Annotated in this window: 18 protein-coding genes and 3 pseudogenes; 11 read left to right on the forward strand and 10 right to left on the reverse strand. The window is 70.9% G+C overall.

Annotated features, from left to right (window positions below; all coding sequences use genetic code 11):
- The 4 genes and pseudogenes from SY2F82_RS36070 to SY2F82_RS36085 all read left to right on the forward strand — a co-directional run.
- Positions 1-120: pseudogene (locus SY2F82_RS36070) on the forward strand (IS5/IS1182 family transposase); the annotation flags it as partial.
- A 247-nt stretch (positions 121-367) separates the two neighbouring features.
- Positions 368-814 (forward strand): VOC family protein, encoded by a 447-nt coding sequence (locus SY2F82_RS36075; RefSeq protein ID WP_200423329.1) that lies wholly within the window; start codon positions 368-370, stop codon positions 812-814.
- A 152-nt stretch (positions 815-966) separates the two neighbouring features.
- Positions 967-2,406, forward strand: coding sequence for an NAD(P)/FAD-dependent oxidoreductase (locus tag SY2F82_RS36080; protein ID WP_200423330.1), 1,440 nt, complete (start codon positions 967-969; stop codon positions 2,404-2,406).
- A complete protein-coding gene (locus SY2F82_RS36085) occupies positions 2,403-3,005 on the forward strand; it encodes a GPP34 family phosphoprotein (protein WP_200423331.1) in 603 nt (200 codons plus the stop codon). The genes SY2F82_RS36080 and SY2F82_RS36085 overlap by 4 nt, the downstream gene beginning before the upstream one ends.
- A 429-nt stretch (positions 3,006-3,434) precedes the next feature.
- Here SY2F82_RS36085 and SY2F82_RS36090 read toward each other — a convergent pair whose 3' ends face one another.
- The 5 genes and pseudogenes from SY2F82_RS36090 to abc-f all read right to left on the reverse strand — a co-directional run bounded on the left by SY2F82_RS36090 (position 3,435) and on the right by abc-f (position 8,933).
- Positions 3,435-3,992 carry a hypothetical protein gene (locus tag SY2F82_RS36090; RefSeq protein WP_200423332.1) on the reverse strand — a complete coding sequence of 186 codons (558 nt, stop codon included), beginning with the start codon at positions 3,990-3,992 and terminating at the stop codon, positions 3,435-3,437.
- A gap of 411 nt (positions 3,993-4,403) precedes the next feature.
- Positions 4,404-4,698: pseudogene (locus SY2F82_RS39330) on the reverse strand (MBL fold metallo-hydrolase); the annotation flags it as partial.
- Positions 4,699-4,863: 165 nt separating this feature from the next.
- Positions 4,864-5,427 (reverse strand): ABATE domain-containing protein, encoded by a 564-nt coding sequence (locus SY2F82_RS36095; RefSeq protein ID WP_200423333.1) that lies wholly within the window; start codon positions 5,425-5,427, stop codon positions 4,864-4,866.
- Between the two features lie 53 nt (positions 5,428-5,480).
- Positions 5,481-7,220 (reverse strand): ABC-F family ATP-binding cassette domain-containing protein, encoded by a 1,740-nt coding sequence (locus SY2F82_RS36100; protein ID WP_236042000.1) that lies wholly within the window; start codon positions 7,218-7,220, stop codon positions 5,481-5,483.
- 78 nt (positions 7,221-7,298) lie between these two features.
- On the reverse strand, positions 7,299-8,933 hold the full coding sequence (abc-f, locus tag SY2F82_RS36105; protein WP_200423334.1) for a ribosomal protection-like ABC-F family protein: 1,635 nt from the start codon (positions 8,931-8,933) through the stop codon (positions 7,299-7,301).
- A gap of 474 nt (positions 8,934-9,407) precedes the next feature.
- Between abc-f and SY2F82_RS36110 the strand changes: the two genes are divergently transcribed.
- From SY2F82_RS36110 to SY2F82_RS36130, 5 genes are all read left to right on the forward strand, one after another.
- The gene (locus SY2F82_RS36110) at positions 9,408-10,130 is read left to right on the forward strand and encodes a molybdopterin-dependent oxidoreductase (RefSeq protein ID WP_200423335.1); all 723 of its coding nucleotides are present in this window, start codon (positions 9,408-9,410) and stop codon (positions 10,128-10,130) included.
- Positions 10,078-10,770 carry a cytochrome b/b6 domain-containing protein gene (locus SY2F82_RS36115; RefSeq protein WP_200423336.1) on the forward strand — a complete coding sequence of 231 codons (693 nt, stop codon included), beginning with the start codon at positions 10,078-10,080 and terminating at the stop codon, positions 10,768-10,770. Before SY2F82_RS36110 ends, SY2F82_RS36115 begins: the two co-directional genes overlap by 53 nt.
- Before the next feature lie 402 nt (positions 10,771-11,172).
- Complete coding sequence (locus SY2F82_RS36120) at positions 11,173-12,792, forward strand: tannase/feruloyl esterase family alpha/beta hydrolase (RefSeq protein ID WP_200423337.1); 1,620 nt, start codon at positions 11,173-11,175, stop codon at positions 12,790-12,792.
- Between the two features lie 48 nt (positions 12,793-12,840).
- The gene (locus SY2F82_RS36125; protein WP_200423338.1) at positions 12,841-13,431 is read left to right on the forward strand and encodes a DUF308 domain-containing protein; all 591 of its coding nucleotides are present in this window, start codon (positions 12,841-12,843) and stop codon (positions 13,429-13,431) included.
- Positions 13,432-13,492: 61 nt separating this feature from the next.
- The gene (locus SY2F82_RS36130; RefSeq protein ID WP_200423339.1) at positions 13,493-13,939 is read left to right on the forward strand and encodes a hypothetical protein; all 447 of its coding nucleotides are present in this window, start codon (positions 13,493-13,495) and stop codon (positions 13,937-13,939) included.
- Positions 13,940-14,126: 187 nt separating this feature from the next.
- On the opposite strand, the gene SY2F82_RS36135 is transcribed toward SY2F82_RS36130, so the two are convergent.
- The 3 genes from SY2F82_RS36135 to SY2F82_RS36145 form a co-directional block, all read right to left on the reverse strand.
- Positions 14,127-14,981: a Bax inhibitor-1/YccA family protein gene (locus tag SY2F82_RS36135; RefSeq protein ID WP_200423340.1), complete on the reverse strand. Its 855-nt coding sequence runs from the start codon at positions 14,979-14,981 to the stop codon at positions 14,127-14,129.
- Between the two features lie 181 nt (positions 14,982-15,162).
- Positions 15,163-15,630: an SsgA family sporulation/cell division regulator gene (locus tag SY2F82_RS36140; protein ID WP_200423341.1), complete on the reverse strand. Its 468-nt coding sequence runs from the start codon at positions 15,628-15,630 to the stop codon at positions 15,163-15,165.
- A 618-nt stretch (positions 15,631-16,248) separates the two neighbouring features.
- Positions 16,249-16,677 carry a hypothetical protein gene (locus SY2F82_RS36145; RefSeq protein WP_200423342.1) on the reverse strand — a complete coding sequence of 143 codons (429 nt, stop codon included), beginning with the start codon at positions 16,675-16,677 and terminating at the stop codon, positions 16,249-16,251.
- A 120-nt stretch (positions 16,678-16,797) separates the two neighbouring features.
- Here SY2F82_RS36145 and SY2F82_RS39335 point away from each other — a divergent pair, with 120 nt between their 5' ends.
- Positions 16,798-17,310: a response regulator gene (locus tag SY2F82_RS39335; protein ID WP_236042001.1), complete on the forward strand. Its 513-nt coding sequence runs from the start codon at positions 16,798-16,800 to the stop codon at positions 17,308-17,310.
- Here SY2F82_RS39335 and SY2F82_RS39980 read toward each other — a convergent pair.
- Together SY2F82_RS39980 and SY2F82_RS36160 are read right to left on the reverse strand one after the other, a co-directional pair.
- Positions 17,295-17,402: pseudogene (locus SY2F82_RS39980) on the reverse strand (DNA-binding response regulator); the annotation flags it as partial. The gene SY2F82_RS39335 and the pseudogene SY2F82_RS39980 sit on opposite strands and share 16 nt — an antisense overlap.
- A 67-nt stretch (positions 17,403-17,469) precedes the next feature.
- Positions 17,470-18,165, reverse strand: a complete 696-nt coding sequence (locus SY2F82_RS36160; RefSeq protein WP_200423343.1) for an SDR family oxidoreductase — start codon at positions 18,163-18,165, stop codon at positions 17,470-17,472.
- 133 nt (positions 18,166-18,298) lie between these two features.
- Between SY2F82_RS36160 and SY2F82_RS36165 the strand changes: the two genes are divergently transcribed.
- A complete protein-coding gene (locus SY2F82_RS36165) occupies positions 18,299-19,153 on the forward strand; it encodes a helix-turn-helix transcriptional regulator (protein ID WP_236042003.1) in 855 nt (284 codons plus the stop codon).
- The last annotated feature ends 17 nt before the right edge of the window (positions 19,154-19,170 follow it).

The raw sequence follows: 19,170 nt of genomic DNA on the forward strand, positions 1-19,170 counted from the left end.
TGGCTACACGGCTTCCGCCGCCTGCGGATCCGCTGGGAGCGGCGAGACGACATCCATGAGGCGTTCCTCGGCCTCGCCACCTGCCTCATCACACACCGCCACGTCCAACGCCTTTGTTAGGACCTCTTAAGGGGCCCGTGACGGAGGACCGGCAGGGACACACCGTCAGGTGACTGATGTGGCACACATCGCTCGCGGCCGACAGTGAGGACACAGCGCCCACCGACCTGGCCGTGAGTGCCGGAAGCGGATGTGGTCACGGTGCTCACAGCGGGGCTCACGCTCGGCACGTTCGTCTTCGGTGGCACCGCCCACCGACCCAACCCACTGTCCGATTGTCCGAACCATCGAAAGCAGGGTCACAGCCGTGGACATGAAGCTCGAAGTCGTCATTCTCCCGGTGTCCGACGTGGACCGTGCCAAGCGCTTCTACGCGGAGCAGCTCGGCTGGCGCCTCGACGCCGACTTCCCCATCAACGACGGCTACCGGATCGTGCAGGTGACCCCGCCCGGCTCCGAGTGCTCGATCATCTTCGGCGAGGGTCTCACCGGGCAGGAGGCGGGCACACTCCACGGCCTGCAGCTGACCGTCACCGACATCGTCGAGGCCCAGAAGGAGCTGGAATCCCGCGGTGTGGAGGTCTCCGGCCCGTTCCGTGACGAGACCGGCGCCTTCCACCACGCCGGCGACTCCCACCGCGTCCCCGGTCTGCACCCCGAGCGGGCCAGCTACGGCACCTTCGCGGCCTTCAAGGACCTGGACGGCAACGAGTGGTTCCTCCAGGAGGTCACCGAGCGCGCCCCCGGCCGCTGAGACCCGGTCCCGGCGCGGCCGACCTCCCCGCCGTGCCGGGACCGCCACATCAACCGGCTACGACACCCATCCGGCCGACCCGTCCGTCAGACCCCGTCCGTCCGACCCGTCCGACCTGTCCGACCGGCCGACGTCCATCCACCGGAGCGCACATGACGACCGAGAACATCCGCACCTACGACGTCATCGTGATCGGCGCAGGACCGGTCGGCGAGAACGTCGCGGACCGCACCAGCGCCGCGGGCCTGAGCACCGTCATCGTGGAGAGCGAACTCGCAGGCGGCGAATGCTCGTACTGGGCCTGCGAACCCAGCAAGGCATTGCTGCGCCCGGCCCTGCTCCGCGCCGACGCCGTACACGTTCCCGGGCTCGGCCCCGCCGTCAAGGGCCCGCTGGACACCGAGGCCGTCCTGGCGCACCGCGACCGCATGTCCGCCGACTGGAAGGACGACGGCCAGGTCGAGTGGCTCAAGTCGGCAGGCATCGAACTGCTGCGCGGCCACGGACGCCTGGTAGGGGAGCGCGAGGTGTCGGTGCAGACCCCGGCCGGCGACACCGTCCGTCTACGCGCCCGGCACGCCGTCGCCCTGTGCACCGGCAGCCGTGCGGCCCTGCCCCCGCTGCCCGGGATCGAGAAGCTGAGGCCCTGGACCAGCCGGGAGGCGACCAGCGCCCGGAAGCCGCCCCGCCGCCTGGCGGTCGTCGGCGGCGGTGTGGTGGGCGTCGAGATGGCCACCGCCTGGCAGGCGCTGGGCAGTCGGGTCACCCTGCTCGCCCGGGAGGCGGGGCTGCTGCCCCGTATGGAACCCTTCGCGGGGGAACTGGTCACAGAGCGGCTGCGAGAGGCCGGCGCGGACGTGCGGTTCAACGTCTCCGTCGTCGCCGCGGAGCGGATGCGCGACGGAGAGGTCCGGATCACCCTGTCGGACGGCGGTGAACTCACCGCCGACGAGATCCTCTTCGCCACCGGCCGCACCCCGCGCTCGCAGGACATCGGGCTCGACACCGTGGGACTCGCCCCGGGTGACTGGATCGCCACCGACGACAGCCTGACGGTCACCGCCGTCCCCGGGAACTGGCTGTACGCCGTGGGAGACGTCAATCGCCGGGCGCTCTTCACTCACCAGGGCAAGTACCAGGCCCGCATCGCCGGTGCCGTGATCGGTGCCCGGGCCCGCGGCGAGGAACTGGACACCGGCCGCTGGGCGCCGCACAGCAGCACGGCCGACACCGAGGCCGTCCCGGGCGTCGTCTTCACCGACCCCGAGGTCGCCTCCGTGGGCCTGACCGCCCGCGAGGCCGAGCGCACCGGTCGCGCCGTCGAGGTCGTCGACTACGAGATCGGCCACCTCGCGGGTGCCCTCCAGTACCGCCCCGACTACCGGGGCAAGGCCCGCGTCCTCATCGACCGGGACCGTCAGGTCGTCGTCGGCGCCACCTTCGCCGGGCCGGGGGTCGCCGAACTGCTGTACTCGGCCACCGTCGCCATCACCGCGGAGGTGCCCCTCGAGCGACTCTGGCACGCCGTACCCGCCTTCCCCACGATCAGCGAGGTGTGGCTGCGCCTGCTGGAGACGAGGAGAGACTCATGAACATCGCACGCGACTTGGCGCTCGTCGCCCTGGGACTGCCGCCCCACCGGCCCGTGGAACAGGGCGACCTCTCCCTCGCGCTGGCGGGGGCGGAGGCGGTCGATCTGCTGGAGAGCGGGGCGCTCACGCTGGACGGCGACCGCATGGTGCCCGGGCCGCGGGTGGCGACGGACGACCGTCTGCTGGACCAGGCCCTCTCCTCGCTCGTCCGGCGGGAGCCGTACGAGACGGTCGAGGACTGGCTGTGGCGCCGCGGCAGCGAACTCGCCGCGGCCTACGTCGACGACCTGGAACGGACCGGGCTCGTCGTCCGCCCGCGGGGTCACGGGCTCCGGTCGTGGTTCACGCGGACCATGCCGGCCGACTCCCCGGAGCGCCGTCGCGCGGAGGAGCGTCGGGCCTCGGGTGATCCGGTCCTCGCCACTCTGACGGCCGTCCTGGGGATCGGCGACACCCCGTCGGACGCGCGCGAGAGCCCGGACGGGGACGCGGCGAACACGGTGCTGGCCGCCGTCGCGGACGCGGTGACGGAACTGGAGGCCGTACGGTTGCGCCGGGGTGTAGAAGGCGCCGCGTTCGACAACATATGGCGCGGTTAGGAAGCATGCGGCGGGCGCGCACCCCGACGAGGTCACACCTGTGAGTGAGTGCCGGCAGCCGAGTGTGTGTTCCGGGATGGAAGTCCGGTTCCACCTCGCCCCCACCGAACTCAGCGCCGGCCGCCCGCTGTCGGCCGTGCCCTCGGCCACGGCAGGCCACTCCGCCCAACTGGTCGACAGTCCCGGGTGGGCGGCTCTGGCGGCACGGCTGCAGGATCCCGTGCTCAACGTGGAGGAGCAGCGGTCGGACGCGGCATTGGGCGTCCCGGCTTGGGCCAGGGCGTCGCCCAGGGTGCACGACTGGCGGATGCGGTCCTGCAGCAGGACTCCTCGCCCGGGGTGCCTCACCTGTCCGCGCGGCGGCCAGCGTCGCACGCACACACCCGCGTCCGGCCGCGGGGGCCACCGCGCGCGGGACGAGCGGAGGTGTCAGCCGGCCACGCGCGACTTGACGAGGGTGTACATCACCGAACGCTGCTGCTTGTGACGCTGGATGCGTCCCTTGGCGACCAGGGATTCGAGGGTGTTCCGCACCACCTGCGGCGTCGGGTTGCGGTCCGGGTACTTCTCCAGGAGTTCGTCCCGCAGTTCCTTCGCCAGGCGCGGCCCGTCGTGCTTGCCGAGCAGTTCCAACAGGAGGTCACCGAGCAGAGGCCGACGCGACTTCCCCTTCGCGCCGGCCTTCGCCGCGTCACCCGCCAAAGTGGTCCTGGCCGAGGCCGAGCGTCGCGCAGCGGCTTCGGCAGGGGCTCGCTTCGGCTTTGCGACGACGGGCTCGTCCTGCAACTGCTCGGGCAGACGTGACGAGTCCGCGAAGCCCTCGTACCGCTGGGCGAGGCTCAGGATGTCCGACAGGAGGGCCTCCTCCTGCTTCAACACCATGAGCCTTTCCGCCAGCTCCTGCTGCTGACGGCGGTTCTCCTCCAGGTCCGACGCGGCTTGTTCTACCAACCGCGATCGGAGCGGGGCGGGTGACTGGCTGGTCACAACCGTTTCACTTCCTCGATATGGATGATTGTGCGCACGGTACCCACGCCGACGGGCCCGTGCAGATAAGTGTCGACGCCAGACGGTACGCCGGGCATGTTCACTTTTCACGATAAGCGCCGATGCGCTTGTGCAGGTAGCTGGTGCCGGCTTTCCTTCGGCCGCTCAAGGCACGTGGCCGCCACCCGCACGGGGCTCCTTGGCACAGACTGCCCGGCAGGTGTGTCACCGAACCTTCCGTGACGACCCTCGCGGGGATGTGTGTGTCGGGGCTGAGCACATGGGTCCGGGTGACCGGGGCCACCCGACATGTGGGTCCGGATCCGTCACTTTGCGGCGCGCTCACGGACCGCAAGGGCGCCTCCTGCGCCGAACCGTGGTGCACGGGTCCGTGCTGGAGCGGTCGGTGTGGATGCCGCTGTCGGTCAGTCGGTAGGCGCAGTGGCCGCCGGTGTGCCCCTGTGTGTGCACGGGAGGGGGGCCGTCGGGCAGGTCGAGCGCCCTCGGGGAGGGGAATGCGCGGGGTTCCGAGACCGGAACATGGGCGGTTCCTCCAGCGCGCAGGGCGTGCACGGCCCACGGGCGCACACCGGGCCGCCATGCCTGCGCCACACCTGCCGGCTGACACCTGGCCGAGGAAGTCGCGGCGGGTGTGCGGCACCTCATCCTGGTGCAGCAGGACGGGTACGCCGTAGCCGGTGCGCACGTCGAGGGCGCGGCTGCCTCCTCGCCCCGCGCACGGGCGGCCACCCGCCGCCCGTGCGCGGGACGCCGGGCGCACTGATGGGCACAGGTTCCTCAAGACCCTGGCAGCGCTTGCGGGCGCTGATCCCTGCAAGCGCCGGGACCGCACGAGGCCCCGGCCAAGGGGTCAGCGCGCGGTCACGGCGGACGCGGTCTTCTTGCGCGCGCGGTAGGCGGCGGCCTTGTACTTGTTGCCGCAGGACTCCATGCCGCACCACTGCCGCCGCATGCCTCGTGACCGGTCGATGTAGACGCGCGTGCACTCGGGGTTGCCGCACTCCTTCATCAGGGGGACGTCGGGGCCGCTGAGCAGTTCGACGGCCTGCCGGGCGACGGTGGCCAGGGCCTGCTCGGGGGTCGCCTCGGTGTGCCGGCCCGTGAGGGTGAGCTGCGGAGTCGCGGGGGTCTTGCGCGCGGCGCCGTTGACCACGGCGAGTGCCTGGCGGTCGAACTCCTCGCCGAGACGGCGGTTGGTGACGAGCTGGTAGATCGCTTCGCGCACGGCGATCGCCTCCCGGACGTCGTCCTCCTTGCCAGGGGTGATCGTGTCCACGAGTCCCGACTCCAGGTACCAGGCGTTGAGCCGCTCCGGGGTCACGAACATCTCGAACCGGGTCGAGCGCCGGGCGCGGAGGGTGGCCGCGAAGTCGAGTGCCGGGTGCCCGCATACGAAGACATGGTTGAGATTCACATCACCATTTTGACAGGTGACGCCATGGGGTGCAAGCACCGCAACGAGAACCGTCACCCTTCCATGCGGTCACCCCCGTGAGATGGGGAAGTGATCGTACGACACCGATGCGTGGTGCGCCCGTCAGGCCCGGGAGCCGGACGCTCCGCCGCGCTCTCCCGCTGCCCGCCTTCCGCCTGAAGCCGCAGTTCGCGCCCCTGCCACCGCCGACGCAGCCAGCGGTCGTGGCTGGCGAGGACGATCGCGCCGGGACCCGGGCCGAGCGCGGCCTCCAGTTCGTCGCACAGGGCCGGGGACAGGTGGTTGGTCGGCTCGTCGAGCAGCAACAGCTGGGGCGGGCGGGCCACCAGCAGAGCCAGCGCCAGCCGCCGGCGCTGCCCCACGGACAGCTGCCCGACCGGCTTGCCCAGGTCCGCCTCGTGCAACAGACCGAGCGAGGTCAGCGGCACCTTCTCGGCCCGCTCCGAACCCAGCGACTGCTCGTAGGTGTCGCGCGCCGTGCGCTCGGGCCGGTCGAACACGGTGTCCTGGCTGAGCAAGCCCACCGTCAGCCGGCGTCGCCTGCGCACCTCGCCCTCGGCGGCCGGCAGCCGTCCGGCCAGCACGGCGAGCAGCGTCGACTTGCCCGCCCCGTTGCCGCCCGTGACCAGCAGCCGATCGGCCGCCGACACCTCCAGGCCGTCCAGTGCCAGACGGCCGGGCACCCGCACGTTGTGCAGGGACACCAGCGGCTGCGGGCCGTCCTCCGCCCGCGCGGCCAGGTCTCCGGCCGCGAACCGCAGCGGGCGCGGCGGCTCGGCGACCTGGGCGCGCTCCAGCTCCTCCAGCCGCCGGGTGGCGTTGCGGACCCGGCGGGAGATCTGGTTCTGCACCCGGCCGGCCCGGTGGCCGTAGCCCATCTTCTCGTTGTCGGTGCGGCCCCGGTCCGGGGCGACCCGGTGCGCGGTCACGCCCGCCGACCGGCGCAGCTCCTCCAGTTCCTGCTGCTCCTCGGCGTACCGCCGCTCCCAGCGCTCCCGCTCGGCGCGCTTCTCGCCCAGATAGGCGCTGTAGTTGCCGCCGTGGCGGACCGGGCCGTGCACCGCCGGGTCGAGGTCGATCAGGTCGGTGCAGACTGCGTCGAGGAACGCCCGGTCGTGGCTCGCGACCACCACGGTCCCGGGCAGGCCGCGGACCTGTTCCTCCAGGAAGGCGGCGGCGCCGTCGTCGAGGTGGTTGGTCGGCTCGTCAAGGAGCAGCGCCGACGGCCTGCGCACGAGCAGCGCGGCCAGGGCGAGCCGGCCGCGTTGCCCGCCCGACAGCGAGCCGAGCGTGCGGTCGTGCCCGAGCGCGCCGAGGCCCAGGCCGTCCAGCACCAGCGCGGCGCGGCGGTCGGCGTCCCAGGACTCCCGGTCCTGGGCCAGGTCAAGCCGCCTGCCGTAGGTGTCGAGGAGTTCGCGGTGCCTGGGGTCGTCCTCCGGGACGCGGGCCAGCTCCTCGCCGAGCCTGTCCAGCTCCGCGAGGTCCTCGCGGGCCTCGCGCAGCGCCTCGTCGAGCACCGCGGCGATGGTCGAGTCGGCGTCGAACGGCATCTCCTGCTGCAGGAAGCCGAGGTCGCCGGGGCGGATGACACTCCCCGAGTCGGGTTGGTCCACGCCGGCGAGCACCCGCAGCAGGGTGGACTTTCCGGCGCCGTTCTCCCCGATCAGGCCGATGCGGCGACCGGGGGACGCGGTCAGACAGACGCCGTCGAGGACACGCCGTCCGCCCAGGGAGCGGACCAGGTCGTGGGCGAGCAGAGCGGGCTGGGGCACAGGAAACCGTCCAACGTGATCGAGGGTCGGCCCGCCGGGCGCACGGCCTCGGACGCGGGCCACTGCACGTCCGGCGGCTCACACCGTCGGGGCCCCCGTCTCCTTGAGCACGCCGTCGGCCAGCCGCAGCCAGCGGCTGACCCCGATCTCGGCGAGGAACCGCTCGTCGTGGCTGACCACCATGAAGGCGCCCTGGTAGGAGTTGAGCGCGCTCTCCAACTGCCCCGCGCTCACCAGGTCGAGGTTGTTGGTCGGCTCGTCGAGCAGCAGCAGGTGAGGGGCCGGTTCGGCGCACAGTACGCAGGCCAGGGTGGCGCGCAGCCGTTCACCGCCGGAGAGCACCCCGACCGGCAGGTGTGCCCGTGCGCCCCGGAAGAGGAAGCGGGCGAGCAGGTTCATCCGCTCCGCCTCGGGGCGCTCGGGGGCGAACGCCGCGAAGTTCTCCGCCACCGTACGGTCCAGGTCCAGCAGGTCCAGGCGCTGCGACAGGTAGGCGATCCGGCCGTCGTTGCGCTTGATGTCCCCGCTGTCCGGGGCGAGGTCGCCGGTGATCAGACGCATCAGGGTGGTCTTGCCCGCGCCGTTGGGGCCGGTCAGTGCGATGCGCTCCGGGCCCCGGACGGTCAGGTCGACACCGCCCTCGGCGAACACGGCCTGGTCTCCGAGATGCACCTGCATCCGTTCGCCGAGGAACAGGTTGCGACCGGCGGGCACCTTGGTGTCGGGCAGTTCCAGGGTGAGGCGCTGCTCCTCGCGCAGCGCGCGCCCGGCCTCGTCGAGGCGGGCCTTGGACTCGCTGACCCGCGCCGCGTGCATCTGCCCGGCCCGGCCCGCGGACTCCTGGGCGCCTCGCTTCATGTTGCCGGCGAAGATGCGGGGCAGACCGGCGTTCTTGAGGTTGCGCGCGGCGTTGCTCGCGCGGCGCTCGGCGCGTTCGCGGGCCTGCTGCATCTCCCGCTTCTCCCGCTTCAGTTCCTGCTCGGCGTTGCGGACGTTCTTCTCGGCGACCTCCTGCTCGGCACGCACGGCCGCCTCGTACTCGGTGAAGTTGCCGCCGTACAGGCGCAGTTCGTCGCTGCGGAGTTCGGCGATGCGTTCCATGCGGTCGAGCAGCGCGCGGTCGTGGCTGACCAGGAGAAGACTGCCGGTGAAGTCCGACAGCACGTCGTAGAGCTTGTGCCGGGCCTGCAGGTCGAGGTTGTTGGTGGGCTCGTCGAGCAGGAGCACGTCGGGGCGCTTGAGCAGTTGGGCGGCGAGGCCGAGCGAGACGACCTGGCCGCCGCTGAGCGTGCTGAGGCTGCGGTCCAGGGTGAGGTCGGCCAGGCCGAGACGGTCGAGCTGGGCGCGGGTGCGCTCCTCGATGTCCCAGTCGTCGCCGATCGTGGCGAAGTGCTCCTCGCTGACGTCGCCCGACTCCACGGCGTCCAGGGCACGGATGACTTGGGCGACGCCGAGCACCTCGGCGACCGTGAGGTTCCCGGTCAGGGGCAGGCTCTGCGGGAGGTGGCCGAGCGTGCCGCTGACGGTCACCGAGCCGGTGGCGGGCTTGAGTTCGCCTGCGATCAGCTTCAGCAGGGTGCTCTTGCCGGAGCCGTTGGGCGCGACCAGACCCGTACGGCCGGGGGTCACGGCGAAGGACAGGTCGTCGAAGACCGGGGTGTCGTCGGGCCAGGCGAAGGAGAGGTTCGAGCAGACGATGGCGGCGTCGGACATGAAAGCGACCTCAGAGGGACTGAGGGCAGAGCTTGGAGTTCTGCCCTGGGCAGACGTGGGAAAAGGGGTACGACGAAACGGACCACCTCGGCAGCGCTCCTGAGCGCCGGCCGGTGGCCGTCAGATCCGGATCTCACCCGGAGATGTCGTCGTCACCCACCACGTCTGCGACTCCTCGATACAAGGTCTACGGCCCTCAGAGCGTAGCACCTGTCGTGGCCTTGCCAGGTTCCGGCCGTCGGAACGCAGGTGTGTGCATGGGCACATGTCGAACGGGCACATTCCGCCTGACCCCATTGGACGTGTTGTTGACAGCCCGAAGCGGCCGTGCAAATATCGTCACCAGTTGAACTGGTGACGATGTCGCTGCATGGCTCGACGGTGTTCACACGTGTGGACCCACCCGGCCGGCGCCGTCTGCCGTGCGGCTGCACCTCGCCGGGATCGTCACCACTCCGAAGGAGCACACTGACCATGGCAGGAAAGCCGAAGCCGAGGGCCGAGGGCGCACCGGTGGGACGGCGGGCGATGCTGGGCATGCTCGGCGCGGGCGCTGCGGGGCTCGCCGCCGCGCCCTACCTCCAGCGCGGCTGGGAGGGGTTCCTCGGCGCCGCCTCCCAGGTCGACGCGACCGGGCTGACCGGCCTGCTGCCCAATCCGGGCGGCTTCCGGTACTACAGCGTCGTCGGCTCGGTGCCGCACAAGGACGAGACGAACTACGAACTGACGGTCGGCGGACTGGTGGAGAAGCCGAAGACCTACACGCTCGCCGACCTGCGCGCGATGCCGCAGACCCGCGTCGTCCACGACGTGCTGTGCACGGACGGATGGCGTGTGGACAAGACTCCTTTCGAAGGGGTGAAGCTGGCGGACATCCTGGACGCCGCCGGGGTGCGCTCCTCGGGCGCGGCGGTCCGCTTCACCTGCTTCGACGGTGCCTACACCGAGAGTCTCACCCTGGAGCAGGCGCGCCGCCCGGACGTCCTGGTGGCACTGAACATGCAGGACAAGCCCATCACCCACGACCACGGCGGACCCGTCCGTCTCTACGTGGCCCCCATGTACTTCTACAAGTCGGCCAAGTGGCTCTCCGGCATCTCGGTCACCGACAAGGTCGTTCCCGGCTACTGGGAGGAACGCGGTTATGCGATCGACGGCTGGCTCGACGGCGCCGACCGGCACAGCGACGCGGCCTGATCCCTCCGACCGGGTCCGCCGCTTCAACACCGCCGAGCGCATGGTCCACCGGGCCACCGGCTACCTGATGCTGGTGTGTCTGGTCTCCGCCGCCTGCCTGTACCTCGGGCCGCTGGCCCAACTGGTCGGGCGGCGGCACCTGATGGTCACGGTGCACGAGTGGTCGGGCATCTCGCTGCCGCTGCCCTTCCTGCTGGGACTCCTCTCGGCCGACTTCCGCGCGGACCTGCGCAGGCTGAACCGGTTCGCTGTGTACGACCGGCAGTGGCTGCGGGCCGTCCGCAGGCGCAGGGCCGCGCCCGAGGCGCGCCCGGCCGGCAAGTTCAACGCGGGGCAGAAGCTCTACGCCGGCTGGATCGCCGGCGCCGTCCTGGTCATGATGGTCACCGGCCTGCTGATGTGGTTCATGGGGCTGCTGCCCTTCATCTCCCGCACCAGCGCGATCTTCGTCCACGACCTGCTCGCCTGGACGATCACCTTCGTCGTCCTCGGGCACATGCGCAAGGCCTTCGAGGATCCGGAGGCGCGGCTCGGGATGCGTACCGGGTACGTCAGCCGGTCCTGGGCGCAGCGGTACCACTCCCGGTGGCTGCGGGAGGAGCGCGACGGCGGCGTGGCCGGGGGAGCGGACCAGGTGTGACGTGACTCGGGCGGGCGATGCCCGGCTGGGACGGCCCCGGGCCCCGCCGAATGACCTAACACGTTCGTCACCGTCCTCGGCCGGATTCCGTCGACGCGGACCGTCAACTGACTGTCGTCGGGTGCCCGGTGTGCGTCCAGAGTGGGAACCGGCCGCAGCGTCCGGCCACTGGCTCACCCGAAGTTCAAACCCACCCCTTCAGTCACCCCTTCAACCGGTGATAAGGTCCGGATCAGTCTTCGGTGGACCCGAGGCCGCCTCGGGTCGCACACCCAGGTCAGGGAGGCGTACGCGCGGACGTCGTCCGCGGCGAGGCCGCCGCCCCAGCCACTGTCCTGCTCATCCGCCCTACACATGTGTCGCCGCCGACCAGGCGCACACCCACTCCTTGGATGGATACCCATGAGACGACGACTTCTGACTGTCCTCGCGGCCGGAGTGCCGCTGGCTGCCGCGGTGTACCTGCCGACCGCGTCGGCGGAACCCCGGAACACCGCCTCCACGCCGCTCAATTGCGACACGGTGTCGGTGAAGGCCCCGGCCGGCACCAAGGTGGAGTCCGTGACGACGCTCCACCAAGAGGGCGGCACCATCCAGGGCACCGGGGTCCTGCAGGGCACGGTCACCGACGTCCCGGCGTTCTGCGAGGTCACGGTCACCCTCACCCACCCGGGCGACGGCGACCACGCCAAGGTGCGGACCTGGCTGCCCGTCAGTGGTTGGAACGGCCGCTTCCAGGGGCTCGGGGGCGCCGCCTACCTCGCCGGGGACAACAATGTCGGTCTGGCCACCGCGGTCAAGAACGGCTACGCGGCGACCACCACGGACGCCGGTGTCGGCGACGCCCTCGACACCAGCTGGGCACTGAACAGCAAGGGGCAGGTCAACACCGCCCTGCTGAAGAACTTCGCCTCCCGCTCCCAGCACGAGGCGGCGGTCGTCGGCAAGGAGGTCGTCGACGCCGTCTACGGCAAGCGCGCCTCCTACTCCTACTTCACCGGCTGCTCCACCGGCGGACGCCAGGGCTACATGGAGGCCCAGCGCCACCCGACCGACTACGACGGCATCCTCGCCGACGCGCCCGCGATCAACTGGGACGAGTTCGAAGTCGCCACCCTGTGGCCGCAGGTGGTCATGAACAACGAGAAGACCTACCCGGCCCCCTGCGAGTTCAAGGCCTTCACCGACGCCGCCGTCAGGGCCTGCGACCCGCTCGACGGCGTCGAGGACGGCCTCGTCAACGACGCGTCCCGCTGCGACTTCGACCCGCGCCGGCTGATCGGCACCAAGGTCGTGTGCAACGGCAAGGAGCTGACTGTCACGGCGGCCGACGCGGCCGTGGTGCGCAAGATCTGGGACGGTCCGCGCACGCCGTCGGGCAGGAAGCTGTGGTCCGGCGTCCCGATCGGGGCCAACCTGGCGGCTCTGGCCGGTGTTTCCGACCCCGACGCCAACGGGAACGTCAAGGGAGCGCCGTTCCCGGTGCCCGCCGACTGGGTCAGGCTGTGGGTGGCGAAGGACCCGTCCCTGGACGTCTCGAAGATCACTTACAGCCGGTTCACACGGCTGTTCAAGCAGTCCGAGGTCGAGTACGACAAGGTCATGGGCACGGACGACCCGGATCTGTCCGCCTTCCTCAAGTCCGGCGGCAAGCTGCTGACCTGGCACGGCCAGGCCGACCAGTACATCCCCACTCAGGGCACCGTGCAGTACCGCCAGCAGGTCGAGCGGGAGATGGGCGGTCCCAAGCGGGTCGACGATTTCTACCGTCTCTTCCTCGCCCCGAACACGGACCACTGCGGCCTCAACGGCCTTGACGGTTCGGCTGACGCCCTCGCCGCGCTGACCGCCTGGGTCGAGCACGGCAAGGCGCCCAACACGCTGCCCGCCACCCTGATCAACGCGGACGGTCAGACGGTCACCCGTGATCTGTGCAGCTACCCGTCGGTGTCCCGCTACAAGGGCCACGGCGACACGGCTGCCGCCTCCAGCTTCCGCTGCGTCTCCCCGTCCCGGCACTGACCGGCCGGTCCGCGAACGACTCCCCGACCCGAGAAAGGCCGAACCACCATGAGCACGCAGACATCGACGCCTCCGAACCCGACGACGACGGGCGAGCGCTCCTCCCTGCTGAGGTTGCACCTGGGCCGTGGCGTCCTGGCCCTGGCGTGGGCCCTGGCGTTCGCCGGAGCCCACGAGCACGTCGACGCGGTGGCGATCACGCTGCTGGTCGTCTACCCGCTGATCGACGCGGTGTCCTCGCTGATCGACTACCGCGCCACCCCAGACGGTTCCGAGCGCCGTGTCACCGCGTTCAACGGGGTCCTCAGCACGCTGGCCGCCATCGCGGTCGGCATCGCCGGCGCGGGCGGCGTGGCCCCGGTGCTCCATGTGTTCGGTGTCTGGGCCGTCGTCTCCGGTGCCGCCCAGGTGATCGTCGGACTGCGGCGACGCGGCCCCGAGCTGGGCAAGCAGTGGCCGACCCTGATCTCGGGCGGGCTGTCGTTCGTCGTCGGCATCTTCTACAACATCCAGGCCGCGGGCGACAATCCCTCGCTCGACGTGCTGTCGGTGTACGCCACCGGCGGCGGGGTGTGGTTCATCCTCCAGGCCCTGCTGCTGGGCTGGAAGTCGCGGCAGCTGCGCACCCGGACCGTCTGACCCCGGACCCCGCTTCCGGTGCCGTCCCGGCCCGCGCCCCGAGGCGCGGGCCGGGACTTTCGTGTCGTACGAACGGGACCCGGACGCGCAGCTTGTCCGCGATCAGACCGGCCAGCAATGGTGCAGGCCGGTGCGGGCGGTGCTCGGGCGAGGCGAGCTGGAGGGCATGGCTCGACCAGCGGCGGAAGTCGGCGTCGTGCTGCTCGGTGATGCCGAGGAGTCCGGCGATCACCGTCGCGGGCAGCGGCGCGTGGAACGCCTCGACGAGGTCGATGGCACCGGCGGGCGGCATGGAGTCGATCAGGTCGTGGGCGATCCGCTCGATGCGCGGAGCCAGTTCGGCGGGCGGCGCGCGGTGAAGGCGGGGGCGGCCAGGCGGCGCAGGCGGCCGTCTACGGCGGATCGGCTCCAGCGTCTGCGAGCCGAATCCCACCGACGGCTTGTTGAGGACGTAACCGGCGGCGAGGGCCGCGTTCACTCTGCCGACCTGGTACGGGCCTGCTCGTGAGGGCACTTGGGATGCCTCTACCGTACTGGCGGTCTCGTGGGTCCCGGAACGCATGGGGTGGCGTGCTCGTGCCGTCGTCATGCGAACGAGCCCGGTTCGGTGCGGGGTTCTGGCCGCCCGGTATGGGGGTCCGGACATGCCGCAGGGGCATGCGCGGCGCGCATGCCCCTGCGGCGTCGGAGCGAACTCAGTTCTCGTTGTTGAAGAGGGAGAGCACGCGCGCCACTTCCAGGTAGATCCAGACCAGCGTCAGGGTGAGACCGAAGGCGGCCAGCCAGGCCTCCTGGCGCGGGGCGCCGTAGGCGACGGCGTCCTCGACCTGCTTGAGGTCGAGGGCGAGGAAGGCCGCACCGAGCAGGATGCCGATGACGCCGAAGGCGAAGCCGAGGCCGCCGCTGTGGAAGCCGAGGCCGTTGCCGGCGCCGAAGGCGGAGAAGAGGGAGTCGGCGACAAGCAGGAGCAGGAACCCGGTCGCGGCGGCGGCGACGAATCCGGCGAACCGCTGGGTGACCCGGATCCAGCGCATCCGGTAGGCGATGAGCACGCCCGCGGACACCGCGAAGGTGCCGAGGACGGCCTGGACGACCACACCCGGCGCGATGTAGGTCGAGACCGTGCTGGAGAACACGCCGAGGAAGACACCCTCGAACGCCGCGTACCCGAGGATCAGCGCCGGAGACGGCGTCCGCCGGAACGACTGGACCAGCGACAGCACGAAGGCGACGAGGGCGGCGCCCACGGCGAGGCCGTAGGACCGGCCGATGTTCGCCTCGTCGACGGGCAGCAGGAGCCAGGAGAGCACCGCCGTCAGGGCCACGGTGCCGAGGGTCGTCGCGGTGCGGACGATGACGTCGTCCATGGTCACCGCGGTCGAGCCGGCGCGCAGGCCGGTGCCGGCGGGGGAGGCGTACGGGTTGGTCCGGTAGTCGCCGGCCGGGCTGCCGCCGACCGTGGCACCCATCGGCTCACGCTGGTGCGCGCCCGCCGGGCCTGCGTCACGGGTGGCGCCCCAGCGGGAGAAGATCGGGTTGCTTGTCCTCACGTCATTCCTCCTCGTCCGCCGCACTCGCGGCTTGCCGCAAAGCGTTTGTCGTCGGGCGCCCGTGGCGGCGCACGTGTGCCGGTGGCCACCCACTGGGCCGACGACCGCAACCCTTCGCGTCACCATTCTAACTGGTGACGTGAGGGAGGTAAGTCCCCGTCCGCTCGGGACGGGCGGGCGGTCATTCGGACGGCGCTTGCGGGCCGTCGAGCAGTTCCATGAGGAAGCCGTCCCAGTTCAAGCCGTCCATCTCGGTCTCGGCCGAGACGACGCGGTAGGTGGCGTCGAGCCACTCCGCCAGCGGCGCGGTGGGGATCTCGAACAAGGCCTCCACCTCCTCGGACTCCAGAAGCAGCCACGACGAGGGCCGTTCTCCGGGCAGAGTCGGCCACATCCGCACGTCGCCCGCCCCGCTCATCGACGTCACTCCGCGGTACAGGAGTTCACGGCCGATGTGCCAGATGAGAGTGGGTCCCCGTTCCGCCGCGAACTCGACCGTGATCACCGCGGGCATGTCCACGTCGAAGCGGAACTTGGCCCGCATGGGCTGCCGGGTGAATTCGTCCAGCATCTGGTCGAGGTCCAGCAACAACGACGGCACGAGCTCGGGCGCCGAACGCGCCCGCAGTGGTGACTGATCGCGATGCATGACAGAAGTTCCCCTCCGTGGGACGAAGTCTGCGTGCTTCCACTCTTCGCCCGGGGTGGACGCCGCACATCGGTCAGTTGACGGTCGGAGGACAGCCCCCGACGGGACAGTGACGGTCGGAGGACGGCTCAGGACGGGGCAGTTGGGTCCTGTGGACTGCGGGGGAGGTGACGTAAGTCATCGCCTGCCGGTGTCGCACGGCCGTGACGACTGCGGGGGTGCTGCCGTGGCCGGCGGCGCCGAACTCGCCGGTGCGGGGCTGCGGTTAGGGGTGAGTCAGCCGAGTTCGGGGGACCCGTGCACCGGAGCCGCCGCGTCACGTAGGCGGCGGTATTTCACTGAGAGTGCCCCGCCGCGGTCGTCGGTCTCGTGACACGGATCGGTGAGACGGCCGCAGTCACACCTGCGCGGCTGGAACGGCCACGTGGCCGGAGTGGACACCCATCTGGCGCATGTGCCGTACGGCCTTCACCACGGTCCCGTCGGCTGGGTACCTGTGGCGCAAGCCCGCCATGCGGACCGGAGGCCGGACCGGGAATCCGTTTGCGGTGGAGCTCCCATACCGAAGGATGTGGCCCCGCACCGGTGACCCCGGTGACCAGGGTCCGGGATGGCTCATCACCTGGCCTGCAGGGGGCCCGCGAAGGACTTGCGCAGGGACGGGGGAGCGGCGAGGGGGAGCAGTGCGGCGAGCATCTTTCCCTTGAGCGTGCTCGGCTGCCGCGTCAGCTCGACGTCGACCCGGGTGCCGTCGGCCTCGGGGGTCATCCGGAAGACCCAGCCGCCGCCGGCTCCGAAGAGCTTGGAGTCGAGGGTGGTGATGGTGACCGTGTCACCGCCCGGTTCCCACTCGTAACGCGCGCGCTCCCAGGCGGCGGCGGTGCCCTCGGTGACCTCGGCCCAGGTGTCACCGAGGTCGTGGACCTCGAAGTGTTCGTCGTCGATCGTGGGCCAGGCCTCGGCGCGGGAAGGGCCGAAGTCGGTCAGTACCCCCAGCACGTCCTTCGGGCTGAGCGTGGAGACGAGATGGAAGCGTACGACTGCCATGGGTTTTCCTCACCAAAAGTAACTGCTCTGACTGGTGACGAAAGATTTCCATGCGTCTGCGTCACCTGTCAAGACGGTTACTCCGGGATGGGGCGGGCGGTCACCGGCCAGGAGGTCCATGTGAGACACGTGTTTCCCTGCGGCACGATCGCCCTCGACTTCGTGGGCACTTGCAGGCGCGTCGAGGACCGGCTCGAGACGAGCGGACCGGCTCCCCGGACTGCTCGACCCCTGGTTGGGCCCGGGTTCCGCCGCATCGCCACGACGCTGCTGACGGCACGGGGCCTGCGTGTCGTGGCGGAGTCCGGGGACGGTGCCTCGGCCCTGGCTGCGGTGCGGGCACACCGCCCCGACGGGCTGCTGCTCGACCTGCACCTGCCAGACCTGGACGGACTGACCGTGGCCCGTCAGCTGACCAGGGAGGACGACCCGCCGCGGATCGTGCTGACCTCCACCGACAAGTCGTTCTGGTCGCAGGAGGAACTGCGGAGAGCGGGAATCGAGTCCTTCGTCGCCAAGGACAAACTGTTCGACGCCGACCTGCGGGGCCTATTCGCCCCCTCCGTGTCCCGACGGCAACCCCGGGCCGGGGCCCCTTCGCCGCCTGCCGCCCCCCGCTACTGCCCGAGGTAGCGCAGCACCGCCAGCACCCGCCGGTGCTGTCCGGAGGCGGCCTGGCTGAGCCCCAGCTTCATGAAGATGCCGGTCACGTGCCGCTCCGAGGCGGCGGGGCAGCTTCGCGGGGCGGCGCGCCCGGTCACCGCCCTCGCTGGAACGTCAGCGACCGGATCACTACCAGACGACGGGGCCGGCCTTGTCGAAGAAGCCGCCCGTCGGGCCGCCGACGCCGATCGAGGCCATGCGGACGATGATCTCCGCGCCCTCCTCGATGGTTTGTGTGCCCGTGTGGCCGTTGAGGTCGGTGGCGGTGTAGCCGGGGTCGACGGTGTTGAACCGGACGGCGGGGAAAGTCTTGGCGTACTGCGCGGTGACCATGACCAGCGCGGTCTTGGAGGAGTTGTAGTCCAGCGCCGTCACATGGAACTCCACCCGGTTGGGGTCGGAGGTTGCCGCCAGCGAGCCCAGACCGCTGCCGACGTTGACGACGACCGGGGCACTGCTTTCTTCCAACAGCGGCAGGAAGGCGTGCGTGACGCGCACGACGCCGAAGACGTTCGTGTCGTACGTGGTCACCATGTCGGCCCCTGTTGTCTCGCCGACCGACTTGCGTGCGCCCACGATCCCGGCGTTGTTGACCAGGACGTCGAGGCCGCCGGCGTCCGCGCGGACGAATTCGGCGGCAGCCTTGACGGAATCCTCGTCGGTGACGTCGAGCTGAACGAAGCGGGCGCCGAGCCTCTCCGCCGCCTCCCGGCCGCGGTGTGCATCGCGTGCCCCGACGTAGACGGTGTGCCCGGCCTCGATCAGGCGGCGGGCGGTCTCGAAGCCCAGGCCCTTGTTGGCTCCAGTGATCAATGTGGTGGTCATGAGTTCACTCCGTGCTCGATGGGATGGTGACGCCTCCACCCTCCTCGCACCGCGCAGGGACGGACAGTGCCCGCCTCAGCCAGTGGACCGGCAGTACCAGGCTGTCCGGGCACGGCAACGCGATACTGGGACGGTGAGCGAATCCAGGGAACTGGGCAGAGCCCTGCACGGCTGGCGGGACCGGATCGCCCCCGCAACCGTCGGACTGCCCGCGGCGGGAGTACGTCGGGCCGCCGGGCTGCGCCGCGAGGAACTGGCACAGCTCGCCAACCTGTCGGTGGACTACATCACCCGCCTTGAGCAGGGCCGGGCCACCTCCCCGTCGGCGCAGGTCCTGTCCGCGCTGGCCCGGGCCCTGCGGCTGTCGGCAGCCGAGCGCGCATACCTGTATCTCCTCGCGGGCCAGCCGGCGCCAGGCCCAGGGCAGCTGTCCGCGCACATCCCACCAGGGGTCCGCAGGCTGCTCGACCAACTGGACGGCTCACCGCTGAGCGTGCATGACGCCGCATGGAACCTGATTCTGTGGAACCCGTTGTGGGCCGCGCTGTTCGGAGACGCGTCCGCGCTGCACGGGCGCGAGCGCAACATCGTCTGGCGGCACTTCGCCGGTCTGCCGAGCCGGGTCAGCCACACCCCCGAGCAGGAGGCCCGGTTCGAGGCGGCCGTGGTCGCCGATCTCAGGGCGGCGACCGCCCGGTACCCGGCCGATGCCGACCTGCGCTCCATGATCAAGGACCTGCGGAGTGTCAGCACCGAGTTCGCGCGCCTGTGGGACTCGGGCATCGTGGGCGTCCATGAGTCGGACACCAAGACCGTCCATCACCCTGACATCGGCACATTCACCGTCGACTGTGACGTGCTCATCGCTCCCGGCAGCGATCTGCGGATCGTCGCCCATACCGCCGCTCCCGGCAGCGACGCCGCCGACCGGCTCAGGCTCCTCGGCGTCATCGGCACCCAGGCCATGACCGAGGACAGCACCCCGTGATCGAAGCCGGGCGTCAC

This window comes from Streptomyces sp. Y2F8-2 (genome assembly GCF_014905555.1).
Classification (GTDB): Bacteria; Actinomycetota; Actinomycetes; order Streptomycetales; family Streptomycetaceae; genus Streptomyces; species Streptomyces cynarae.